This window comes from Terribium retamae (genome assembly GCF_022347545.1).
Lineage (GTDB): Bacteria > Pseudomonadota > Alphaproteobacteria > Rhizobiales > Rhizobiaceae > Mesorhizobium > Mesorhizobium retamae.
Genome location: NZ_JAKREW010000004.1, coordinates 19,286 through 41,273, shown reverse-complemented (window position 1 = coordinate 41,273; position 21,988 = coordinate 19,286). Strand labels below are relative to the sequence as shown.

Sequence of the window (21,988 nt, the reverse complement as noted above, 5' to 3'; positions counted from 1 at the left end):
GCGAACCATGGAGCTCATGAGAAGCGGCTTTTTCTTTGCCAGCGGCAGGCTGGCGGTCGAGAAGATCATCGAAGGCGGCGCCGTCTTCGCTTGTCTTTGCGCCGGACTGTTGGGTGCCGGACCGCTGCAGAACAATGGCTGATAGATTCTGGCCAACGGTAGCGGTCATTGCGGAGAGGCTCCAAGAAGAAGATCGATCTTGTCGAGTTTGCGCTTGGTGTCGGCGATCGCCGTATCGGTCGCATCCGGCGCCCCGGTTGCCTTGGCGGAGGCTGGCAATACGGTTGCCGGCGGTTCGATTTCTGCATCTTGCTTGGCCGGCGCGCTTTCTTCAGACGATCGTGCAGCGGCGGCCGGCCGCTCCGAAACGGCACCCTCCACAGGCAGAAGATCCGCACCGTCGCTGGCGTCCGCGCCGGGCGGCGTTTCGGCGACCTGGCTGGGCTTCGCCTTGTCTTGCGCCGTCATTTCAGCAGGCGGGCTCGCTTTGGCGGATTTTTCCGCAGGCGGCGGTTGATCGAACACTGCCGGTATCGGCGGCGCGACGACTTCCTGTGTGATCTGCTGAGCAGCGTCGAGCAGTGAACGATCACTCGGCGACAGGCGGCTGCGGTCGATGGTCCGTAGTTTGGCGCGGATGTCGTCCACCGTTGCCGATGTGATGTTGGAGAGGCTGGCATAAAGCTCAGCGCGGGGATCGTCAGCACCCGGCGTGCTGCCATTGGCAGGAATGGCCTTTGCGGAGGCAAAGGCCGACAGGTCGTTCAGTCCGTCAATGGCCGCGCGACGGGCGATGCGCAGATAGATGACGCGCTCGCGTTCCTTGTCCATCATGGAGGTGATGTCGGCCAGCTTGTCCTGGCTCAGCGCCATATGCAGCGTGACGACCCCGGCAACGAAACTATCGGCGAACTGGCTGGCATAGGGCGAAAGCAGATATCGCTCGACATATTGAGTGGAGGCGAGCGCGAAACGCGCTGCATCGGCATTGGTCGTTGCGATCGCGACGGAACGGCGCAACGCGGCCTCTTCCACCAGAGTGCCGGGGCTCAGCAGGCGTGCCTGGTCCAGCAAGGCAAGGGCCTGGACCGGGTCTTCCGTTGCCAGCAGCGATCCCTTGATGAGGGCGACGAAAGCGCCAACGTCGGAAGGCAACGTCATCGGGTCGATCGGCTGCAACGCTTCAATGGCAGGACCGGGTTTACCGCCGACATAATCGAGAACGCCGGTGATGATCGCCTGGTTCGTCTGATCGAGCTCGATGCGGGCGGCCGCGGTCTTGACCGTTGCGGGGTTGCCGCCGCTCATGCCATAAACGAGCAAGGCGCGGAGATTTTTGGGGTCCTCGAAAACGTCCGTCTTGGCAGTGCGGAAACGCTCATCGACCATTTCGAGCAGCTTGTTCTGCATGGGCAACGCTGCATGGTCACCCAGGGCCAGCCTGTCCTGTACGAGCTGCAGCGAGCGGACCATCTGGTAGGGTTGCAGCGGGTCCTGAGCCAGCGCGGACGTGGCCGTTGCCCAGGCGAACAGGGCAAGACTTGCGGCACGCATGCGCACGACGCGGATCATCCTCCGGTCTCCAGAAGGATTTCTATACGGCGATTGACCGCGGCGAGCGGGTCGGCCTTGTTCTTCGGTTCGCGGTCGGCGAAACCGGCGACTTCCTTGACACGGCTTTCGTCCAGGCCGCCGCGCACCAGCATGTAGTAGGCCGAGTGCGCACGCGCAGTCGACAGCCGCCAGTTGTCATAGCCCCCCTTGAAGGGGCGGGCATCGGTATGGCCCTGGATCGAGACCCTGCCTTTCTGCTCCGTGACGATACGGCCGATCTTTTCCATCGCCAGCACCAGTTCACGCCGCGGTACGGCCGAGCCGATCTCGAACATGCCGAAATTGAAGCTGTCGGTGACCGAAATCACAACGCCCTTGTCGGTGGCCTGGACGCTGACGCCATCAGCCACGGCTTCACCCGGCTTGAAGGCCTCGGCAATCTTCTTCCTCACCTCTTCGGCAGCCTTTTCGGTGCTTTCGCTCGGTGCCTTGTCCTGCTTGCTTGCCTCGTCTTTGTTGGACACCGGCTTGGCCATGGCTGGATCCTTGGCTGCCGCTTGATCGGTGTCGGCTTTCTGTTCCTTGCCTTCAGGCTTGGCGGCGTGCTGATTCCCGGCTTTCGTCTCCGCCTGTTTTTGCAGTTGCTCGTCCGCCTTCGCAGTTTCGGCACTGGCCTCGGGCAACGGAGTGGAAATCTGTTGCGACCAGAAATCCGGCGCAAAGGGGTCGCGATAAGATTCGCCACCGGAGGCGCCGGTCGCCGGGCCTGCCGTTTGTGCCCCGCCTTCGCCCTTGGTGCTCACATTCTGTCTTGTGCCGGTCTCTGCCGCGATTTCGGCAAGCACCGCGTAGGGGTCCGCGAACAGCTTCTCGTCGGCGTTCTTGGCTTCCTCGGCCTTTTCCTCTTTCTCGTCCTTACCGCTCTCTTCGTCCTGTGTGGTGCCGGGATTGCCCTTACCGTTGTGGCCTTGCCTGGATGTCCCCTCCACGGGATCGTTGGACGTGTAGCCGGGCTCATCCGGGCCATCGCCGATGTCCTGCAGTCCCTTGCGGCTGGCGCTGCGGTCGATCAGCGGGACCGGATTGAAATAGGAAGCGACGGCTGCGCGCGTCTGTTCGTTCGCAGCGTTGATCAGCCACATGACCAGGAAAAAACACATCATAGCCGTCATGAAATCGGCAAACGCGATCTTCCAGACGCCGCCATGGTGACCATCGTCATCGCCATCGTGGTTTCGGCGGACGATTATGATTTCCTGCCTGTGATCGGCGCCTTCTGCGGTACTCATGACAGGACCTCCGACAGGGCTGCCGACCACTCGGATATTCGGGTTTCGACGACCGTGTCGTTAACGACGAGGGTGAGGTCGAGCGCCGAGGATTCCGTGAAATCCAGGCATGCCGCCTGCTTGCCGAGCGCGGCTTTCAACGGTTCATACAGGGACAGCGGACCGTGCACGCCGATGCGGATGGTTTCGGGGTCCGCCAGTGTATTGCGAATGATTTTCTCCAACGCGACGAGCGAACGTTTCTGCAATTCCTCGCTCAACACGCCGCCGACGATGCGGGCGACTGCATCGCTCATCAGCTCATGCAGTTGGCGTTCCAACTGGTCTGTCCGTTGGGCAATCGCTTGGCCGATATCCTCGCCCAGACCCTCAACCAATGCTCTGGCTTGTTCCGCTGCCGTACGGCGTTCGGCTTCCAGCTGTTCGTTGAAGGCCGCCGTCAGTCTGGCCTCGAGCGCATCTTCCGCCTTGGCGACGGCCATGGCGATCAGCCTGTCGACGTCGACCTGCGAAGAGGTGTCGGCAAAGTCATGCGGCTCGACGAGCGCCGGGGCCGACGCGCCGGCATGCAGGGACGGCGCACCGAAATCGGGCAGCAGATCGGATAGGGTGGCCTGCCGCATCAGCCTACGGCTTCCTGGGCCGTCCATTTGCGCAGAATGTTGGCCGTGCGCTCTTCGTTGATATCAACCATGCGCGCCAACCTGTCCTGCGGGGCAGGCCTGAGCTTCTTGCGCAAATCGTCAAGCGGGGCCGGACGGTTGTCGGCGAGCACCGGAGGAACTGCCTCCGCTTCGGCTGTGGCGGCCGGCGTGGGTAGCGAACGCTGGACATCCTCGAAGCTCGGTCCGGCAAGGGCTGCCGGCTTGTTGCTGAGCGCGGCCGCCATCGGTCGCAAGCCGAAGAAGGCAACCAGGAACACCACGATGATGAACGCTGCGGCGTTGATCAGGCTGCCGGTGTAGCTCGAGACGGCGTCCAGAATGCCGGGAGAGGCGAGCTCCTGGCCGTCGAGCCCGTCGATGAATTCGACTGCCGAGACGTCGATGATGTCGCCCCGCTTTTCGTCGAGGCCGGTGGCGGAAGTGACCATCTTCTTGATGTCTGCGACACGCTGCGCAACCTGCTCCGGCGTTGCGTCCTTGCCGAGCACGGCAAGCAACCGCTGCTGGTTGACGACCACGGCGATCGACATCTTGGTCACCGAATAGCCGTTCGAGACAGTGGCGATCTTCTTGGAGTTGATCTCGTAGTTGGTGATCTCTTCCTTGCGGTCGTTCTGCGAACTCGACTGCGGCCCTTCTGAGGATGCCGTCTGTGTTTCAGGCAGGTTCTGTTCCACGGTGGTTGGCGTGGCAGCCTGGCGTTGATTGCTGTTTTCGTTCGACTTCACGGTCTGGATCGAACGCTCGACGCGCGATTCCGGATCGAAAATCGTCTCTTCCGTCTGACGCGTGTCGGTGTTTACGTCGGCCTTGACGCTGGCGCGGAAATTGTCGGGGCCAAGATAGGGGGTGAGGGCGCGGCGGATATTGTCCTCGATCTGGCTTTCCACGGTGCGTTCGACGCCGAGCGAGCGAGCCGCGCTGGTGTTGGAAGGATCGTCGCCGGCGGCAAGCAGATTGCCGGCGGAATCGAGCACGGTGACTTTCTCGGCCGACAGGCCGGGCACGGCTGCGGCAACGAGGTGGCGGATCGACATCGCCGCCTTGCCGCCATCGATGCCGGCATAACGGATCACGACGGAAGCCGAAGGCTGCTGCTCTTCGCGGCGAAAATTGGCGCGCTCGGACATGACGATGTGTACGCGAGCCGCCTTCACGCCTGCCAGCGACTGGATGGTGCGGGCGATCTCGCCTTCCAGCGCACGCACGCGAGTGACCTGCTGCATGAAGGAGGTGAGTCCAAGCGAGCCTACCTTGTCGAACAGCTCGTACCCGGCATTCGCGCTGGTCGGCAGGCCTTTCTCAGCCAGCAGCATGCGCGCCTTCGCTGTCGTGCCGACCGGCACCAGGACGCTGGTACCGTCAGAGCCGACGTCGAAATTCATGCCGGCCTCGGAAAGCACCATGCCGATCTGGTTCACGTCCGAGCGTTCGAGGCCGACGTAAAGCGTTTCATAGGCTGGGCGATTGAGGTAGACCGCTCCGATGCCGATGACGGCCAGCGTCAGCAGCGCGATTCCGGCCATGATGGCCAGCCGCCTGGTGCCGAAATCCTGAAGATTGATGACGATGCTTCTTAATTGTTCCGGCACGGGTCGAGGGTCCCTGCATGATTGCCCGCTGGAACACTAGACGTTGAAGCTTGTGCGAAAATGGTATCGGGCCGCGCTTGTGGCACGGCCCGAACGAAGAAGACGAAAATCCGAAGCTGGTTAGCTCTTGAACAGCGCCAAGATGCTCTGGGCGTTGGAATTGGCGATCGACAGGGCCTGGATGCCGAGCTGCTGCTGAACCTGGAGCGCCTGAAGCTTGGTTGATTCCCGATCCATGTCGGCATCGACGAGCTGGCCGACGCCGCGGTCTATCGAGTCGGTCAGGTTGGACAGGAAGCTTTTCTGGGTGTCGATGCGTGACTTGGCGGCACCGAGCGTGGCCGCTCCATCGGCAAGTTTGACGAGGGCCGTTTCAACCGCGCCCAGCGCTGTCGTGATGGCCGCATCGGTGAGCGCGGCGGCGCTGGGATCGAAGAAACCCGTTGCGAGCAATCCGCCGACAAAACCGCCGGTGCCGGCAACGTCGAGGACCTGTGTATCGATCGCTGCGATGTTGATCGTGTCGATGTTGACGGTGGTTCCCGTGCGGTTGTAGGCAGCGATGATCTTCAGGTCCGAGGCGGCTGTGCCGTCGGTCTGCAGCATGTTCGTGCCGGCATAGGTGGCATTGGCCACTGACGATCTGATGCCGGCTTGGATCGCCCTGATTTCAGTTGCGATCTGTTTCTGGATGTCCTGACCCTTGCCCATGGCCGCAAGCAGCTTGGTCTTGATCTTGTCGACTTCGGTTTTGACATCGACGATCGCGGCATAGGCTGTGTCGACCTTGCCTGCGCCAAGCCCAAGTGCATCCTGCACGGCCGAGTTGGCCTTGTTGTCCGAACGCATGGTCGTGGCGATCGACCAGTAGGCGGCGTTGTCGCTAGCGGTCGAAACGCGGAGGCCGGTGGAGATACGGGACTGCGTCTGCTCGAGCGCCTTGTTGGTAGCGCTGAGGCTCTGCAACGCGGTCAGCGCAGCGGCGTTTGTCATGATGCTGGCCAAGATAAGTCCCCTTCTCCAATGGCTGCATGCGCACTTGGCATGCCGATCGCTCGCCCGGACGCTGCTTTCCTCCGTGGGGAGGGCGTGTCCAGTGGTTAACCTTGTCTAACCAGACATGGTTAACGGGCCATTAAAGACGAAGCTAATATGGACGGGGAACAAGCAGAAAGGGCCGCGCTCGCGCACGGCCCTGTCATCAAATCGTTGTTGCCTGAGAAGGTTCGGATTAGCCGCGGAAGAGCGACAGGATCTGCTGCGTCGAACCGTTGGCGATCGACAGAGCCTGCACGCCGAGCTGCTGCTGAACCTGCAGAGCCGAAAGGCGAGCCGATTCCTTATTCATGTCGGCGTCGACCAGCTGGCCGATACCGCGATCGATCGAGTCGATCAGCTTGCTGGTGAACGACTTCTGCGAGTCAACGCGGGTCTTCGCGGCACCGATGGTGGCAGCCGCACTCTGCATCGCCTTGAGGGCGGTGTCGACAGCGGTGGCATCCGTGGCGGCCGTGAGGGCTGCTTCGAGGTCGTAAGCGGCGACGGACATGGTCGTCGGAGCCGCACCCGGCTGGTAGCCGGTGACGATGGCGGCTGCCGTACCACCGGTCTTCAGCATGTTGACGCCCTGGAAATCGGCGTTCTGGGCGATCGAAACGACCTGAGCCTTCAGCTGGGTGATTTCAGCGTCGATGGCAGCGGTGTCGGTACCCGGAGTTGCGCGAGCAACGTACTTGTTGACGATATCCTTGGTCTTGCTGATGGCTTCTTCCAAAGCGGAGGAAGCAGTGTCGAGGATAGCAGCGCCGAGGCCGAGGGCGTCCTGCACGGCACCGAGAGCACCAGTCTGCGTGCGCATGCTGGTAGCGATCGACCAGTAGGCAGCGTTGTCCGAAGCGGTGGAGACGCGCTGACCGGTAGCGATGCGGTTCTGGGTGGTTTCGAGGTTCTTGCTGGTCGCCTGAAGGGTCTGCAGAGCCGTCATAGCGGCGGCATTGGTCAGAAGGCTAGCCATGAGCCTTGTTCCTTATACTCGTACTTTTTACAGGAACATGCCGGATTGAGCCGGCTGGAGCGGAGCGGCATCATGCCTATGGCCATCTGTTTCGGCCAATTCGCTCTATGCCGTCTTCTATGCGGGGGGAGTTCCTATGGAAGCGCTAAGGAACGTGGTTAACCAATGCTAAATGACTGATTTTTTTGAAGTTTGCGTGCATTTGCTAGAACGCCTGCAACCCCAGCGCGCCATGGCGGCGAGCGGGTGCAGGACGCTATTTCGGATGAAGATTAGCTGGCTAAGGCCGCTGCTAGCTGAATGATCTTACAAGGCTGCCGACAAGCAGGTTCCAGCCGTCGATCAGCACGAAGAACATGATCTTGAAGGGCAGCGACACGACGGTGGGAGGGAGCATCATCATGCCCATCGCCATGGTGATGGTTGCGACAATCAGGTCGATGACCAGGAAGGGCAACACGATCAGGAAGCCGATCTCGAAGCCGCGGCGGATTTCGGAGATCATGAAAGCCGGCACCAGGATGCGAAGGTCCACCGTGCCTCTCTCGACCGTCTGGCCGCGCTCGCGAGCGAGATCGGCGAAAAGGTCGAAATCCTTGTCGCGTACGTTGTTCAGCATGAAGGTCCGAAACGGATCGGAGATACGTTCGAGCGCTTCCGTCTGGCTGATCTGATTGTCCATCAGCGGCTTCACGCCGTTGGCCCAGGCACGGTCGAAGGTCGGCGCCATGACGTAGAAGGTCATGAACAGGGACAGTGATATCAGGATCAGGTTGGCGGGGGTCGATTGCAGGCCGATGCCGGCGCGCAGGATCGAGAAAGCGATGATGAATCGGGTGAAGCTGGTCACCATGATGAGCAGGCCGGGCGCCACCGACAAAACGGTGAGCAGCCCAAACATCTGGATAATATAGCCCACGGTGGTGCCGTTGGCTTGGCCAATGCCGCCGAGATCGATCTGCTGGGCGCTGGCTGCAGTTGCAGTGGCCGTGAAGATGGTCAGGAGGACGAGAAATTTTTTCATTCGAACAACAGCGTCCTGACCAGTACTTCCTTGATCTTGCCGCCGCTGCGGATGGCGGCGCGTTCCTGCAGGTCGGCGCGCAGATGCTGATAGCCGCTGGCCCCTTCCACCTGATGCATCTTCACGGTGCGCAGGAAGGCGAGCAGGTCTTGATGCACGTCCTCGGCCATGCCGGGTGGCGGCGCTCCATCGAAGACCAGCGATAGCTGCAAACGAGCCCAAACCTCGGAAGGTGCAGCCAGATTGGTTGTCATCGGCGCCAGATCGACCAGGGTCGGGCCGGTTTCGCCCTCCTTCTTGGTCTCGTGGGCAGGCTTCTTGTCGTGGCTTTCTTTGGCCGGTGGCGTCGGCTTCTCGGAATTCTTGAGGTAAGTCCCTGCGAACCAGCCGACGCCCAGTGCTGCCCCGGTCATGACCAGCAGCATCGCCAGCTGGACGACGATGGATGGCCCCTTCGGCGGCGCTATCTGTTCGGCGTTGGCCAAGGTCTTTCACCCGAAGCTAGAATGGTAATACCTGATCGATGATTTGCTGGCCGTAACCCGGTTGCTGAACCTCGGAGACGCGACCGCGACCGCCATAGGAAATGCGCGCCTCGGCGATACGATCATAGGCGATGGTGTTTTCCGGGCCGATGTCGGCCGGGCGGACGATGCCGGCGATGGTCAAAACGCGCATCTCATAGTTGACGCGCACTTCCTGCGAGCCGGTGATCATCAGATTGCCGTTCGGCAGCACATTGGTGACGACCGCTGCAACGTTGAGATCGATGGTTTCCGAGCGTTCGATGGCGCCGTCGGCGTTGGTCTTGGTCTTGGACTCCATGCTACCGTCCAACTTGCCGCCGGTGCTGGCACTGTCCCATTCCGCATCGGCCGTAAGGCCGAGCGAGCGGCTGGCGGTGCGGCTGCGATCGTTCTGGTTCTTGAACTTTGCCCGGTCGTTGATCTTGATCATGACGGTCAGGATGTCGCCGGCGCGCAATGCCCGAGGGTCGGTGAACAGGCGGCTCTGGCGGTCGTCCCACAGGGAAAAACGCCGACGCTGCGCCGCCGGCGGTTCGGGATACTGATAGACGGGTGCGGCCTGGCTGCGAATGCCCGAGCCGACCGGCGACATGGCGGGTTCCTTGTTGACCTCGCGCAAATCTGCAGCGCAGCCAGCGAGGCCGGCAACAGCGATGAGAAACAGTGCGTTGCGGATCATGTCGGGTCTACCCTGCGTGCGGCACTGCCCATGATGCCGGTGAGCGCGGCGGCCGCCTTGGTGTCCATTTCATTCAGGATGACGCTTGCCTTGCGCGCCTCGAGTTTCATCAGGATCGCGGCGGCGAGTTCGGCATTGATGCCGGCCAACTGTTCGGCGGCGGCGTCGGGCTTCATACCGGAATAAATCTTGACGAGGCTGTCTTCGGCGCGTGCGAGAAAGACCTCGCGCCGCTTCAGCCATTCCTCGTATTCGGCGCGTTTCTGTTCCAGCGCGGCAATGCGTTTGTCGACTTCGGTCTGCAGCTCTTTGAGTTCAGCGGCCTGCAGCGAGTAGCGGCGGTCGCGCGCGGCGTCGGCGATGTTGGAGCAGAAGCGCTGAACCTCACTCTCGTCGCTTTGCGGCGTTATCGTCCCTGTGGTGGCGGGTACGCCGCTCTCCGGATTCGGCAGTGGCAGCGCTGGTTCTTCTGCTTCCGGGCGTGGTGCCTCGCGAGTGAGGTTTTGCGCAGCGACAGCAGTCGGCCCTCCGGGCAGAACTTGACGCACTGCGTCTTCGGATCTTGCCGGTCCGGGCATTGCCAAAATCGCGGCGAGGACACCGGCAATGTGCGTTAGAGTGCGATGGCGGGACGGGCGGGTCGCTTCGGTCATCGGACGGCCTATTGAAGCACGAGGTCGGCCTGCAGCGCGCCGGCCGATTTGATGCCCTGCAGAATTGCGATGATCCCGTCCGGCTTGACGCCGAGGCGGTTGAGGCCGGACACCAGCGTCTGCAGGTCGGGGCCATCGAGAACGGCAACCCGAGCGTTCGGCTGGCTGATGTCGATCGCCGTGTTGGGCTCGACCGCCGTCACACCACGGGAGAAAGGTTCAGGCTGGACGATGGTCGGCGCCTCGGTGATGCGCACCGTGAGCGTGCCGTGGCTGATCGCCACGCGCGAGATCTTGACCTTGTTGCCGATGACGATGGTGCCGGTGCGTTCGTCGATGACGACGCGGGCAGGAGTGTCGGTTTCGATGACGAGGTTTTCGATCTCGGCGTAGAAGCGAGCCGCGGCGATGCCTTTCGGCTTCTTGATCGAGACGGTACGGCTGTCGCGCTCGGCAGCGACGCGCACGCCGAAACGCTGGCGGGTATAATCGTTGACCGCATCGGCGATCCGCACGGCGGTGGAGAAATCGGCGTTGTAGAGTTGCAGCGTCAGCATCGACTGATCGCCGAACTCCGCCTGAACCGCCCGCTCGACGATGGCGCCGTTCGGGACGCGACCGGCGGTCGGCACGCCTTGGGTCACCTGCTGCGCCTGTCCTTGTGCCGTGAAACCGGAAACCACGACCGAGCCTTGCCCGACGGCATAGATTTCGCCGTCCGCTGCCTTCAGTGGCGTCATGATGAGGGTGCCGCCCTGCAAGGAGGTGGCATCGCCCATCGACGATACGCTGATATCGATACGCGCGCCGGACTGCACGAAAGGCGGCATGTTGGCGGTGACGATCACTGCCGCGACATTTTTGGCGCGTGCATTTGTGCCCTGCGAAGCGATGCCGAGATTTTCGAGCATGGCGCGGATCGACTGCTCGGTGAAGGGCGAATTGCGCAGTGAGTCGCCGGTGCCCTGCAATCCGATGACCAGACCGTAGCCAACCAACTGGTTGTCGCGTGCGCTCTGCAGGCGCGCGACATCCTTGATGCGGGAGGCGACCTGGCCAGGCGGAAGCGAACTCGGCCCCGACGAAACCTGGAACATGCGGCTGGCGGTGTTGCCGTCGTAGCTCGGATCGTCGAACTGTCCCCCCTCGCGCGCAGCTTTGGCGGCAAGCTCGCGCTTGGCCTTGGCGCTCAAGCCGTCGGCCAGAGCGGGCTGTGCGCAAAGCAGCGCCGCCAGGGCAATGGAGAGACTGCGCTTCATGTGGCGGAAACCTGGATGGAGCCATCGGCCATGACGGTTCCGGAAAGCACCTTGCCGCTGTCTACGTTGCGCACTTTGATGAGGTCGCCGGCGGAGCCCGGCTGCAAGGTCACCGCGGAAGCCGAGATAGTCAGCACGCCGGCCGTGAAGAAGACCTGCACGGTTGCGCCTTGTTCGACCAGCCAGGCTTCGCGCACCGAACTGGCCGTGATGTAACGGCCCGGCAGCAAGGTGCGCTTGGCTACCTTGCCGTCGAGTTCGGTGGCGACGGTGATCACGCCATCGGGCTTGCGCTTGCCGGGAGCGAGGGTGACTTCCTTCAGTGCGGCAAGACCGATCGTCTCGCCGGGATAGATGACGCGGTTGGGGATCAGCACGACCTCGTCGGCGAGCGCCGGCAGTGCGCCCATGGCAAAGGCCAAGGCGAGTGCCAGACGACGGGACGTGAAGCCGAGAGCGTGCCGGGTCATCGCTGTCACCGGATGTTCTTCGAAACGACGGCGGCCATTTCGTCGGCTGCCTGGATGACCTTGGAGTTCATCTCATAGGCGCGCTGGGCCGAAATCAGGTCGGTGATCTCCTTGACCGGATCAACGTTGGAGTTCTCGACATAGTTCTGCCGGATGGTGGCGAAGCCCGGATCGCCGGGCACGCCGACATTGGCGGGGCCCGATGCCTCGGTTTCCTGGAAGAGATTGTCGCCGAGCGGCGCGAGACCTGCCTCGTTGGCAAAGGTGGCGATGGTGAGCTGGCCGAGATTCTGGAGTTCCAGCTGCCCGTCGACGCGGGCGAAGACCTGGCCCGATTTGTTGACGATGAGTTCCTTTGTATCCAGCGGTACGGTGATGGCCGGAACGATCGGCGCACCGTCGACGGTCACCATCTGGCCGGTCGCGTTCGTGTTGAATGTACCGGCGCGCGTGTAGAACGTCTGGCCGTCGGCCCCTTCGATCTGGAACCAGCCCTTGCCGTCAAGGGCGAGGTCATAGGCGTTGCCGGTGTTGGTGAAGCTGCCCTGGATGTGGACGTTGCGCACTGCGCTCGTCTTGACGCCAAGGCCGATCGACACGCCTTCCGGCACGATCGCGGTGTTGCCGCGGTCCGGGACGCCCTGGGTGCGGTCGACCTGGTAGAGAAGGTCGGAGAACTCGGCGCGGGCGCGCTTGTAGCCGGTGGTGTTGATGTTGGCGATGTTGTTGGCGATGACTTCCAGATTGGTCTGCTGGGCGTTCATGCCGGTGGCGGCGATGGCAAGGGCTTTCACGACAGTATCCTCAGATGCTCATGCGGCTGATTTCGAGGTATGCCGTGACGATCTTGTCGCGGATGGCGATGGTCGTCTGAAGCGCTTGCTGTGCCCCCATCACGGCGTCCACCACCTGACGGGTGTCGACATCGCCTTTCAGGGCCTGGATGGAGACCTGTTCGGCGTTCTGCAGCGTGTTCACCGTTTTGGTCGCTGCCTGGCTCAATGCCTCAGCGAAGGTGGAGGCCACCTGCGTGCCTGTAGGGGCTGCGCTCGTTGCGCCAAAAAAGTCGGTCGAGGTTTCCGAGCCGCCGGTGGCGGATTTCAACTGGACTGCGCCGATACCGCCAATCATGACTGGTTCCTCATCAGGTCAATGGTCATCGAAATGAGATCGCGGGCCTGTTTCACGACCTGCAGGTTCGCTTCATAGGAGCGGTTCGCCTCGGTCATATCGGCCATCTCGACCAGCACGTTGACGTTGGGCATCTTGACGTAACCCTTTTCGTCAGCGGCTTGATTGCCGGGCTGGAACTCGACTGGAAAATCGGCCGGATCCTGCGCGATCGAATTGATCTCCACCATGGAGCCGCCGGAAGCCCTGTCGAGTTCGGAGATGAAAGAGATTGTCTTGCGCCGATAGGGATCCGCTCCCGGCGTCGAGCCGGTGGACTGTGCGTTGGCGAGGTTTTCGGAAACGACGCGCATTCGCTCGGATTGTGCACCGAGGCCGGACGCTGCGACTTTGAGGGCGGCTGTCAGGGCATCCATCGCATCAACCCTTCAACGTCGTCATCATCATGGTGTGGAATGCCTTCACGATGGCCGTGTTCAGCTCGAAGGAGCGACGCACTTCGCCGGCCTTCATCAATTCGTTTTCCATTACGACGGTGTTCTTGGATGGCATTGCAGGGCCGGTCGGCTCCTGCGGCTTGACGGAGAAGGCCGCCTCGGTGACGCCGCCCAGATGACCGCTCTGTGTGGCGCTCAGGCGTACGGCCGTACGGTCCAGCACCTTGTCGAAGGGCTCGACATCGGTGGCGGTGTAACCCGGCGTGTTGGCGTTGGCGATGTTGCCGGCGACGGAAGACTGGCGCACCGACAGCCATTGGGACTGGCGGGTCGCGAGGTCGAAAAGGTTGACGGGCTCCATTGGAATCTCCGGATCGTTAACCGGAAATTAGGATGCCAGTCTTGCGCGGGCCTTGCGCGTGATCGCAAGGACGAGTGAGAGCTAGTTGGAGATTTCGAGTACGCGGTCGGTGTTGGTGACCAGAACCCATTTGCCAGCGCGCTGCTCGATCGATTTCACGCGCGACGAATCCGGTAGCGTCGAACCTTGCTGCACCACCCAAAGACCCGCATTGTCCTCGATCATGGCGCGACCGTTGGCGACATGCACCAGGCGGAAGGCCACTGCTTCGAGTGGGAAGGGCTGTTCTTCAATCCCGGGCGCATGTTCGGGCGCGAGAGGGCGACTTTGCAGCGTAGCGGTGAAGGACATGTCGAGATTTGGCTCGAGTGCCTCGGCCTGGCCGGGCATCGGGTCGGTGCCTCTGCCATCGGGCGCCACCACCAGGCGACCGGCATTTTCACCGCGGCCGCCGAACTTGATGCCCTGCACGCCGAACTGTTCCGGATTGAAGAAGATGTACCAGGGAAACAGCGCGCAGATGAGGCCCAGCATGACGCCCGAGACCGCCATGACGAAGTCGCTACGCCTCGTATCCTTCCTCATTCTCGTATATGGCTCGCTCGATTGCAGAGGCCGATCGCGAAGGAAATCGGGCCCAACTGTCTTAATGGGCGGGCGGCTTAGATTTGGTAAACGTGTCCTGGGCTCCGGCGTGATGTCAGGCGGTGCGAACAATTCGGCAAGCGCATCGCTGGACCCCACCTGTTCAGAGGGCGCTGCACGCTTCCGCCCGAGTCGCGGAAACGGGCTGGACAGTTTGGACATCAGGCGACGATTGGGCTTCGCGCGTTTCTCAGCCTCGGCCGCTTCCGCCAGCATCTCGCGCAGCAATGCCTCGGTCTGCTGCAGGTCAGTCTGTCGGATCGGCATTGTGCCTGCCTCTCAGATGGTGCGCGAGATCCGAGAAGGGATCGGGTGAGGGGCCGTCCTTCGGCGATTGCGTCAGCGCTTCATAGATCAACGGCACCTGGCGCACCGCCATGTCGAGTTCGGGATCGGCACCGCCCTGGTAGGCACCGAGCAGGCGGATATCGCGCGTGTCCTCGAAGCGAGAAATCATCGATTTCAACCTCGTCACCAGCGTCTGCTGCTCCGGTGTCCAGGCCTTCGAGGCGAGGCGCGAGATAGAGGCCAGCGGATTGACTGGCGGATAACGTCCCTGTTCGGCAATGGAACGATCGAGCACGACATGTCCGTCGAGGATGCCGCGCACGGAGTCAGCGACAGGGTCGTTGTGGTCGTCGCCGTCGACCAGGACCGAGATGATTGCAGTGATCGAGCCGCTGCCTTCCAGGCCGGGGCCCGCACGTTCAAGCAGCTTGGGTAGATCGGTGAAGACGGAGGCCGGATAGCCGCGTGCCACCGGCGGCTCGCCTGTGCCGGTGGCCACTTCGCGCAAGGCGTGCGCGAAACGGGTGATGGAATCGAGCACCAGAAGCACGCGATGGCCTTGATCACGGAAATATTCCGCGACACGCATGGCTGTATCGGGTGCGCGACGGCGCATCATCGCGCTCTCGTCGCTGGTTGCGACCACCGCAACGGTCTTGGCCATCGCCGCCGCCCCGATCGTGTCTTCCAGGAACTCGCGCACCTCGCGACCGCGTTCGCCGACCAGGGCCACGACGACCGTATCGAAGGCACCGGCAGCGGCCAGCATCGCCAGAAGCGTCGACTTGCCGACGCCGGAACCGGCGAACACACCCATGCGCTGACCGAAGCAGAGCGGGGTGAAGATATCGATGACGCGCACACCGGTGATGAAAGGCGTGCCGACGCGCTGACGGGCAAGGGCTCCTGGTGTCGCGTCGTGCGGCAGATCAATCTCGGCGGTGCGCAGCAAAGGCGGGCCGCCGTCGATGACGCGCGCGAGCGCGTCGATGCTGCGCCCGCGCCAGGAGGTGTGCGGTGACACCGCCAGGGGGCCTCGCCGGAAAACTGTGTCGCCGATGCCGGCATCCGGGCTGCGTTCGAAGGGGGCGACGACGACATCGTCGCGGCCGATATGAACGACCTCGCCGCGCCGGTTGCCGCTGCGGCTGCGATGTTCGACGATATCGCCGAGCCTGGCGGTATCGGAAAGGCCGCGCACTTTGTAATGCGTGGCTGAGACTTCCGCGACGAGGCCGCCGCGCTTCAGGATGGCCTCGTCATCGCCGAAGCGGCGCCAGACATGCTCCAATACGGCCAGTCGGCTAGCCGGTCTGGCATCGCGTTCGTTGATGCGGATCAGGGAGCGATCGGTTGACATCTAGAAGTTACTTGGAGCCCAGCGTCTTGATGGCTTCATCGGTCGACTCACCAGCCTGCCGGACCATCGCTGCGACATTCTCGAAGGCGCGCTGCACCTGGATCAGCCGCATCATCTCCATGACCGGATTGACGTTGGACTCTTCAAGGAAGCCCTGCGCCACGCCGACATCGGAACGGTCGGTGATCGGCTCAGGCGGCTGTGGCGGCACGATGCCGGAATTGCCGTAGCGGGTGAAATTAATACCCGGATTGAAGGTGAAGAGGCCGATGGCACCGACCTGCCGGTCACCTTGGCGCAATGCGCCGTCTGCGCCGACCTTTGGGGCGCCGCCACGCGGATCGAGCTGGATGGGAGCCCCGCCGGCATCGAGCACCGGATGACCTTCAATCGACAGAAGCTCGCCGTTTTCGTTCATCGAAAAGCGGCCATCCCGCGTCATGATCGTGCCCGATGGCGTCTGGATGCCGAACCAGGCGTCGCCCTGCACCGCGAAGTCGAACGGATTGCCGGTTTCCTGCATGGCGCCGTGTGCGCCGGAAAGAAAGGTATCGCCGGTCGAGGCAAAAGCGATGGAACGCTGCCCGGCGCCGGAAACGACGTCCTCGAACTTCACGCCTGTCGCCCGGAAGCCGATCGTCGAAGCGTTGGCGACGTTGTCGGCAATGGTGTTGAGGCGCTTTTCCAGCGCGAGTTGCGACGAGAGCGAAACATAAAGGCTATCTTGCATGATGGTCAGAACTTCAGCCGCTGCATGGCAAAGAGGAGATCTGTCGAAACGCCGGCGGTGGTCGGTTTGGCAAACAGAACGCTGACTGCGGACAATTGCGGCGACGACGGATTGTTGAGTTCATACATTGTGGTGAAGCGGGTGAGAAATTTGCCGAGTTTCACCGGGTCGGCGAAATCCGTGATTTTGATTTTCTGCTCAAACGCCCGCGCCTGCATGTCGATGTCGGCTTTGGCCATCGCTTCAGGCAGGCCGAGCGCGGTGCGCACGACGGCCGCCAAGGCCTTGTCGCCGAGCACTTCGTACCAATTCTTGATCGTGGGCGCTTTACGCTGGAAATAGAGCGCCAGCCGGACACCGTCGTTTGTCTTTCCTGCGTCTTGTTCCAGCGTCTGGCGCACATACTGGTCGCTCGCAGGTTGCTGAGCCAACGAGCGTGTCGTTGCCTTTTCGCCATATTGCGCGAAGTTGAAAGCAGTGACGAAGGCCACATATGGCTTGCTGCCAGACTTGTTGGCCGGGCTGCCGGGGTCGGTGATGCCGCTCTCCAGCATCTGACGTATACGAGCCGGAGTCTCCTTGGCCGGATCGAGGCCATAAGATGTCAGCGCGTAATTCAGCAGGCGCTTGTCCGCCATCAAGTCGTCGATGGAACGCAGCTTGACGACATTGGCGCTGTAGTAAGCCGTTTCGGCCGCGATATAATCGGTACCGGGTCTGATCAGGCCCAGCTGGCTCTTGATGGTGTAGAGCTTCAGAGTGTCTTTCTGAACGGCGTCGCGAGCCGTCGTGCCTGCGCCATATTCGACGAAGTTGAAGGCGCTGACGAACGCGGCATAACTCTTGTCGGCCAATTTGTTGGCGGGGCTGTCGGGATTGGTGACGCCGCCTTCCAGCATCTCGCGGATGCGCTTTGGCGTTTCCGCATCCAGGTCGAGGCCGTAGGCTGCCATCGCAGCACGAAGCAGGCGCTTGTCAGCCAGCAGATCGTCGATCGACTTCACCTTGCCGATATTGGCTTGATAATATTCGCTCTCCGCCTTTGTGTATTCGGCGCGCGGTATGATCGTGGTGAGGCCGCTGTTGGCAATGAACTGCTTGGGCACGATGGTCTGGACCGCGTCCTGCGCAGTGGTGTCAGCACCATATTTGGCGAAATCGAAGGCCGCGACGAGATTGGCGTAGCGCTTGTCGCCGAGAAGGGCGAGCTTGTTGGCCGGACTGTTCGGGTCGCTAATGCCGCCCTCCAGCATCTCACGGATGCGCGCCGGCGTTTCGGTTTTTGCATCCAGCCCAAAGGCTCCCAACGCAACATTGAGCAGTCTGGAGTCGGCCATCAGATCGTCGATGGACTTCACGGTCGAGATCTTGCCGACATAGTAGCTGACTTCGCTCTTGGCGAAGGCGAAGCCCGGTTGTGTGTAAGCGGTGCCGACTTGCACGGCGAAGTTTCTGGTCACATCGTGCTGGGCGCTGTTGTAGGTCGTGGCCAGCTCACCATAGCGCTCGAAATTGAACGCCTTGACGAATTCGGCATAGCGCTTGTCCGTGAGCTTGTTTGCAAAAGCGTCCGGGCTGTCCACGCCTTCGGTCAGCGCCTTCTTCATGAAGGCCTTGGCATAGGCCATGTCCTCCAGCCCAAAAGCCTTCATCGCATATCTGAAAAGACGGTCATCCTTCAGGAACTGGTCGATCGACTTCACCTTGCCGATGTTGTCGAGATAATACTTCGTTTCGCGCGAGACGACCGGCTGCTTGCTGGTCCGATCGAGCGATCGGGCAAGGTCCCTGGTGATCAGCTGATAATCCAGATACGTATTCACGCACGCCCCCCACTGAAGCAGTCCGTGCTAAAATAGGGCAACTTCCTTGCGCGAGGCTGAATCGTATCCGTCAAAAACGACGTGAGTGAAGTTCACGATTCAAGCCTCACACAAGGCACGGCGTCTATTTCGTGATGCAGTTGAATTGCGGAAGGACCGGCAGTGGGCATTCTGATCGGCTTGGTGGTGACGCTCGGTTGCGTCCTCGGCGGCTTCATGGCCATGGGCGGGCACGTGCAGGTGCTGATCCAGCCATGGGAAGCAGTGATCATCTGCGGCGCGGCGCTGGGATGTTTCCTTGTCGCCAATCCGATGAAGACGGTGAAGGATACCGGCAAGGGTATCATGGAAGCCTTCAAGCAGTCGGTGCCGAAGGAACAGGACTATCTCGAAACACTCGGTGTCCTGCACTCGCTGATGCGCGAGCTGCGTTCCAAATCTCGCTCCGAGGTTGAGGCTCACATCGACAATCCGGAGGAGTCGCCGATCTTCCAGGCGTTCCCGACGGTGCTCAAGAACCACGATCTCACGCATTTCATTTGCGACTATTGCCGTATCATCATCATCGGCAATGCTCGCCCATTCGAGATCGAGGCGCTGATGGATGAAGAAATCCAGACCATCAAGGCCGACAAGCTGAAGCCTTACCATGCCATGGTAGCCGTTGGTGACGGCCTGCCGGCGCTTGGCATCGTCGCAGCCGTGCTGGGCGTGGTGAAAGCGATGGGGGCGCTAGACCAGTCGCCCGAAATCCTGGGTGGCCTGATCGGTGCGGCGCTGGTCGGCACCTTCCTCGGAATCTTCCTTTCCTATGCCGTGGTCGGCCCCATCGCCACCAAGATCAAGATGGTGCGGGAGAAGAAGAACCGCCTCTACATCATCGTGAAGCAGACGCTGCTCGCTTACATGAACGGCTCGCTGCCGCAGGTTGCCATCGAATTCGGCCGCAAGACAATCTCGTCCTATGATCGTCCCTCGATAGACGCCGTCGAACAGAGCACGCTGAGCGCCGGCGTCGCGGACAAGAAGGCGGCTTGAGAATGGCGTGTGAAAGAAGCGGCGTGACAGCGTCATGAGCGGTCTTGCCACCATGGATGACAGCCGTGCGCTGGTGATCGAGCGCCTGGTCGGAGATAGCGGCGAAGCATCGCATGTGATCGGCGCAGGTCGGTCGATGGGCGAGCGCATCGTCTCTCCGTTGCAAAAGCGGCTTTCGAACGAGATCGGCGCGCAAGTGTCGATCGAACTGCGTACGGTCGAAGTTTCGCGCACGATCGACGCGCGTTCGCAAGCCGGCGGTAACTTCGCTATGACCGTCGTGCCATCGTCGACATCGTCGGATGCGCTGACCATGGTCATGGACGCGCAAGCCGTCGCGGTCATGATCTGCGGTCTTTTCGGTGGCGATCCCGATGCCGCGATCACGCCGATCGAGCGCGATCTGTCTCCTCTCGAGGCTGATATCGCCACGCTGGTTTTCGAGGAGATCGCACAGGCGCTGAATGGTTCAGGCAAGCGCTCGCTCGATCTGCGTTTTCCTGTGCCGCGCGCCATGTCCGGGCAGGAAGCCAGGCGTCGCGTGCTGCGCGACGGCGCGGCGGTACGCCTGGTTTTCGGCCTGTCGACACCGACGGAAAGCGGCGCGGTCACCGTCATGATCCCGCAGCGTGTGCTGCTCACGCAGCGCAGCGGTGCTGCAGAAGATGAAGAGGCTGTCGCGAAGACAGAGTGGCAAGAGCGCTTCTCGGAAGAGGTGATGCGCTCGGCCGTCACCTTGGAAGCGACGATGCCACTGGCGAGGATGACGTTGGGCGATCTCGCTCGCCTTCATACGGGGCAGGTTCTGGAGATCGAAGAAAACGCCCAGGCGCGTGCGCAGCTGTCGGCGCGCAACAAGACGCTGTTCGTGTGCGAGTTCGGAAAGCTCGGCCAGAATTATACGGTTCGCATCAAGCAGCCCTTTGATGCCGGCCAGGACTTCATCGACGGGTTGATGCCCGGCTGATGCCGGTGCGGTATTTGGAGACGACGCATGAGCAAGACCAACCCGGAAGCCGATCTCGAAGCCTCGGACGATCAACTCAATCGTGCAATTGAGGAGCTTCGCGGCGTGCTGCAGGAAGAAGAGCAGCGGACAGGTGCTCCGGAACGCGATGCGACCACGACAAATCCCGGGGTCATCCTCAACATTCCTGTCGACGTGCAGATCGTACTGGGCAGCGCCGAAATGCAGGTGTCTGAGCTGATGGCGCTACAGAAAGGCTCGACCGTGGCGCTCAACCGTCGGATCGGCGAACCCGTCGATGTCGTCGTCAATGGCCGGCGCATTGCGCGCGGCGAGATCACCGTCCTGGAAAGTGATCCATCGCGTTTCGGCATCAGGCTGACCGAGATCGTCACGGCGCAGAAGAAGGGCTAACCCGGATATGCAAGCCGTCCGACAAGCAGCGAGGATGATGGGGAGATGAGCACGCCGCTGACGCTGACCCGCGCACAGAAAGCCGCGGCCATCCTGGTCGCGATGGGCAAGCCCTCGGCGAGCCGGCTTTTGAAGTTCTTCAAACAGGAAGAGCTCAAGGCGCTGATCGAAGCGGCGCGTCTTCTGCGCACGATCCCGCAGGCTGATCTGGAACGTATCGTTGCCGAGTTCGAAGCTGAGTTCACCGAAGGCGCCGGCCTGCTCGATTCCGCCGACAAGATGGACACGATCCTCAACGAGTCCCTGTCGCCTGAGGAAGTCGACGCCATCATGAGCGGCAAAAAGGCTGTCGAAGAGCCTTCCGGCCCGCCATCGATCTGGCCGCAACTGGAGAAGCTGGAGCCGCAGCGGTTAGGAAGCTTCCTGGCCGGTGAACATCCGCAGACCGCGGCGATGATCCTGTCGATGTTGGCTCCGCAACCTGCCTCGGCGGTTCTGCTCACCCTGGAGAAAGCCCAGCGCAGCGAAATCCTGCGTCGCATGGTGACGATGACAGTGATCCCGGAAGCGGCGACCAAGATCGTGGAAAGCCAGCTGCGTGCGCGCGTGCTCGCCGAAACTGCTTCAAAGGATACGACCGCAGGTCAGATCCGCGTTGCGAGCCTGCTCAACGAAATGGACAAGACGCAACTCGACGAAACGATGCAGGACCTCGAGGCCGCCGGCACGCCGGATCTCGATGGCGTGCGCGCCCGTATCTTCAACTTCGAAGACCTGCCGCTGCTTACCCAGAAGGCGCGGGTGCTGGTATTCGACGGTCTGTCCAGCGAGGTCGTCACGCTTGCCCTGCGTGGCGCGACGCCTGCGCTCACCGAGGCCGTTCTGTCGTCGATCGGTCAACGTTCGCGCCGCATGATCGAGGCGGAACTCGGTCAAGGCTCCGAAGGTGTTCCGCTGGCCGACATCTTGGCGGCACGCAAGAGCGTTGCAGCGGCGACGGTGCGGTTGGCCCGAGAAGGCGCTTTCGAGCTGCCGGCGGCACAGAGCGCCGCCAATGCAGCCTGACCT

The 21,988-nt window shown here is 61.9% G+C and carries 25 protein-coding genes; 5 read left to right on the top strand and 20 right to left on the bottom strand.

Features of this window, described 5'->3' with window-relative positions; genetic code table 11:
* Nucleotides 1–16 precede the first annotated feature (16 nt).
* A complete protein-coding gene (locus L4923_RS30885; RefSeq protein ID WP_275448289.1) occupies nucleotides 17–142 on the top strand; it encodes a hypothetical protein in 126 nt (41 codons plus the stop codon).
* Between the two features lie 23 nt (nucleotides 143–165).
* Here the strand turns inward: L4923_RS30885 and L4923_RS06560 are convergent, their stop codons facing one another.
* From L4923_RS06560 to L4923_RS06465, 20 genes are all read right to left on the bottom strand, one after another.
* Entirely contained in the window at nucleotides 166–1,572 is a 1,407-nt protein-coding gene (locus L4923_RS06560; protein ID WP_239362943.1) for a chemotaxis protein MotC, read from the bottom strand.
* Nucleotides 1,569–2,843 carry a MotB family protein gene (locus tag L4923_RS06555; RefSeq protein ID WP_239362941.1) on the bottom strand — a complete coding sequence of 425 codons (1,275 nt, stop codon included), beginning with the start codon at nucleotides 2,841–2,843 and terminating at the stop codon, nucleotides 1,569–1,571. The genes L4923_RS06560 and L4923_RS06555 overlap by 4 nt, the downstream gene beginning before the upstream one ends.
* Nucleotides 2,840–3,466, bottom strand: a complete 627-nt coding sequence (locus tag L4923_RS06550; RefSeq protein ID WP_239362940.1) for a hypothetical protein — start codon at nucleotides 3,464–3,466, stop codon at nucleotides 2,840–2,842. The genes L4923_RS06555 and L4923_RS06550 overlap by 4 nt, the downstream gene beginning before the upstream one ends.
* Complete coding sequence (fliF, locus tag L4923_RS06545) at nucleotides 3,466–5,100, bottom strand: flagellar basal-body MS-ring/collar protein FliF (protein ID WP_239362939.1); 1,635 nt, start codon at nucleotides 5,098–5,100, stop codon at nucleotides 3,466–3,468. The genes L4923_RS06550 and fliF overlap by 1 nt, the downstream gene beginning before the upstream one ends.
* 120 nt (nucleotides 5,101–5,220) lie before the next feature.
* Nucleotides 5,221–6,105, bottom strand: coding sequence for a flagellin N-terminal helical domain-containing protein (locus L4923_RS06540; RefSeq protein WP_239362938.1), 885 nt, complete (start codon nucleotides 6,103–6,105; stop codon nucleotides 5,221–5,223).
* A gap of 226 nt (nucleotides 6,106–6,331) precedes the next feature.
* The gene (locus L4923_RS06535) at nucleotides 6,332–7,114 is read right to left on the bottom strand and encodes a flagellin N-terminal helical domain-containing protein (protein ID WP_239362937.1); all 783 of its coding nucleotides are present in this window, start codon (nucleotides 7,112–7,114) and stop codon (nucleotides 6,332–6,334) included.
* A gap of 292 nt (nucleotides 7,115–7,406) precedes the next feature.
* Nucleotides 7,407–8,138 carry a flagellar type III secretion system pore protein FliP gene (fliP, locus tag L4923_RS06530; protein WP_239362936.1) on the bottom strand — a complete coding sequence of 244 codons (732 nt, stop codon included), beginning with the start codon at nucleotides 8,136–8,138 and terminating at the stop codon, nucleotides 7,407–7,409.
* A complete protein-coding gene (locus tag L4923_RS06525) occupies nucleotides 8,135–8,623 on the bottom strand; it encodes a flagellar basal body-associated FliL family protein (protein WP_239362935.1) in 489 nt (162 codons plus the stop codon). Before L4923_RS06525 ends, fliP begins: the two co-directional genes overlap by 4 nt.
* Before the next feature lie 16 nt (nucleotides 8,624–8,639).
* Nucleotides 8,640–9,344, bottom strand: a complete 705-nt coding sequence (flgH, locus tag L4923_RS06520; RefSeq protein ID WP_239362934.1) for a flagellar basal body L-ring protein FlgH — start codon at nucleotides 9,342–9,344, stop codon at nucleotides 8,640–8,642.
* On the bottom strand, nucleotides 9,341–9,997 hold the full coding sequence (locus L4923_RS06515) for a MotE family protein (protein ID WP_425530908.1): 657 nt from the start codon (nucleotides 9,995–9,997) through the stop codon (nucleotides 9,341–9,343). The genes flgH and L4923_RS06515 overlap by 4 nt, the downstream gene beginning before the upstream one ends.
* 8 nt (nucleotides 9,998–10,005) lie before the next feature.
* A complete protein-coding gene (locus L4923_RS06510; protein ID WP_239362933.1) occupies nucleotides 10,006–11,256 on the bottom strand; it encodes a flagellar basal body P-ring protein FlgI in 1,251 nt (416 codons plus the stop codon).
* The gene (gene flgA / locus L4923_RS06505; protein WP_239362932.1) at nucleotides 11,253–11,726 is read right to left on the bottom strand and encodes a flagellar basal body P-ring formation chaperone FlgA; all 474 of its coding nucleotides are present in this window, start codon (nucleotides 11,724–11,726) and stop codon (nucleotides 11,253–11,255) included. Before flgA ends, L4923_RS06510 begins: the two co-directional genes overlap by 4 nt.
* 5 nt (nucleotides 11,727–11,731) lie before the next feature.
* The gene (flgG, locus tag L4923_RS06500) at nucleotides 11,732–12,520 is read right to left on the bottom strand and encodes a flagellar basal-body rod protein FlgG (RefSeq protein WP_239362931.1); all 789 of its coding nucleotides are present in this window, start codon (nucleotides 12,518–12,520) and stop codon (nucleotides 11,732–11,734) included.
* A 10-nt stretch (nucleotides 12,521–12,530) separates the two neighbouring features.
* On the bottom strand, nucleotides 12,531–12,857 hold the full coding sequence (gene fliE, locus L4923_RS06495) for a flagellar hook-basal body complex protein FliE (RefSeq protein WP_239362929.1): 327 nt from the start codon (nucleotides 12,855–12,857) through the stop codon (nucleotides 12,531–12,533).
* Nucleotides 12,854–13,273 carry a flagellar basal body rod protein FlgC gene (flgC, locus tag L4923_RS06490; protein ID WP_239362927.1) on the bottom strand — a complete coding sequence of 140 codons (420 nt, stop codon included), beginning with the start codon at nucleotides 13,271–13,273 and terminating at the stop codon, nucleotides 12,854–12,856. Before flgC ends, fliE begins: the two co-directional genes overlap by 4 nt.
* 4 nt (nucleotides 13,274–13,277) lie before the next feature.
* Nucleotides 13,278–13,655 carry a flagellar basal body rod protein FlgB gene (gene flgB / locus L4923_RS06485; RefSeq protein WP_239362925.1) on the bottom strand — a complete coding sequence of 126 codons (378 nt, stop codon included), beginning with the start codon at nucleotides 13,653–13,655 and terminating at the stop codon, nucleotides 13,278–13,280.
* Between the two features lie 81 nt (nucleotides 13,656–13,736).
* Nucleotides 13,737–14,240: a hypothetical protein gene (locus L4923_RS06480; RefSeq protein WP_239362923.1), complete on the bottom strand. Its 504-nt coding sequence runs from the start codon at nucleotides 14,238–14,240 to the stop codon at nucleotides 13,737–13,739.
* A gap of 307 nt (nucleotides 14,241–14,547) precedes the next feature.
* Nucleotides 14,548–15,948, bottom strand: a complete 1,401-nt coding sequence (gene fliI, locus L4923_RS06475) for a flagellar protein export ATPase FliI (protein WP_239362922.1) — start codon at nucleotides 15,946–15,948, stop codon at nucleotides 14,548–14,550.
* A 7-nt stretch (nucleotides 15,949–15,955) separates the two neighbouring features.
* The gene (gene flgF / locus L4923_RS06470; RefSeq protein ID WP_239362921.1) at nucleotides 15,956–16,678 is read right to left on the bottom strand and encodes a flagellar basal-body rod protein FlgF; all 723 of its coding nucleotides are present in this window, start codon (nucleotides 16,676–16,678) and stop codon (nucleotides 15,956–15,958) included.
* Nucleotides 16,679–16,683: 5 nt separating this feature from the next.
* A complete protein-coding gene (locus tag L4923_RS06465) occupies nucleotides 16,684–18,501 on the bottom strand; it encodes a DUF1217 domain-containing protein (RefSeq protein ID WP_239362920.1) in 1,818 nt (605 codons plus the stop codon).
* A 162-nt stretch (nucleotides 18,502–18,663) separates the two neighbouring features.
* On the opposite strand from L4923_RS06465, the gene motA reads away from it, so the two are divergent.
* Genes motA through L4923_RS06445 form a run of 4 tightly spaced genes read left to right on the top strand, consistent with a single transcriptional unit; the run spans nucleotide 18,664 to nucleotide 21,985 of the window.
* Nucleotides 18,664–19,539, top strand: a complete 876-nt coding sequence (motA, locus tag L4923_RS06460) for a flagellar motor stator protein MotA (protein ID WP_239362918.1) — start codon at nucleotides 18,664–18,666, stop codon at nucleotides 19,537–19,539.
* Between the two features lie 34 nt (nucleotides 19,540–19,573).
* On the top strand, nucleotides 19,574–20,506 hold the full coding sequence (locus L4923_RS06455) for a FliM/FliN family flagellar motor switch protein (RefSeq protein WP_239362917.1): 933 nt from the start codon (nucleotides 19,574–19,576) through the stop codon (nucleotides 20,504–20,506).
* Between the two features lie 27 nt (nucleotides 20,507–20,533).
* Nucleotides 20,534–20,920, top strand: coding sequence for a flagellar motor switch protein FliN (gene fliN / locus L4923_RS06450; protein ID WP_239362916.1), 387 nt, complete (start codon nucleotides 20,534–20,536; stop codon nucleotides 20,918–20,920).
* A gap of 45 nt (nucleotides 20,921–20,965) precedes the next feature.
* Complete coding sequence (locus tag L4923_RS06445; RefSeq protein WP_239362915.1) at nucleotides 20,966–21,985, top strand: flagellar motor switch protein FliG; 1,020 nt, start codon at nucleotides 20,966–20,968, stop codon at nucleotides 21,983–21,985.
* Nucleotides 21,986–21,988 lie beyond the last annotated feature (3 nt).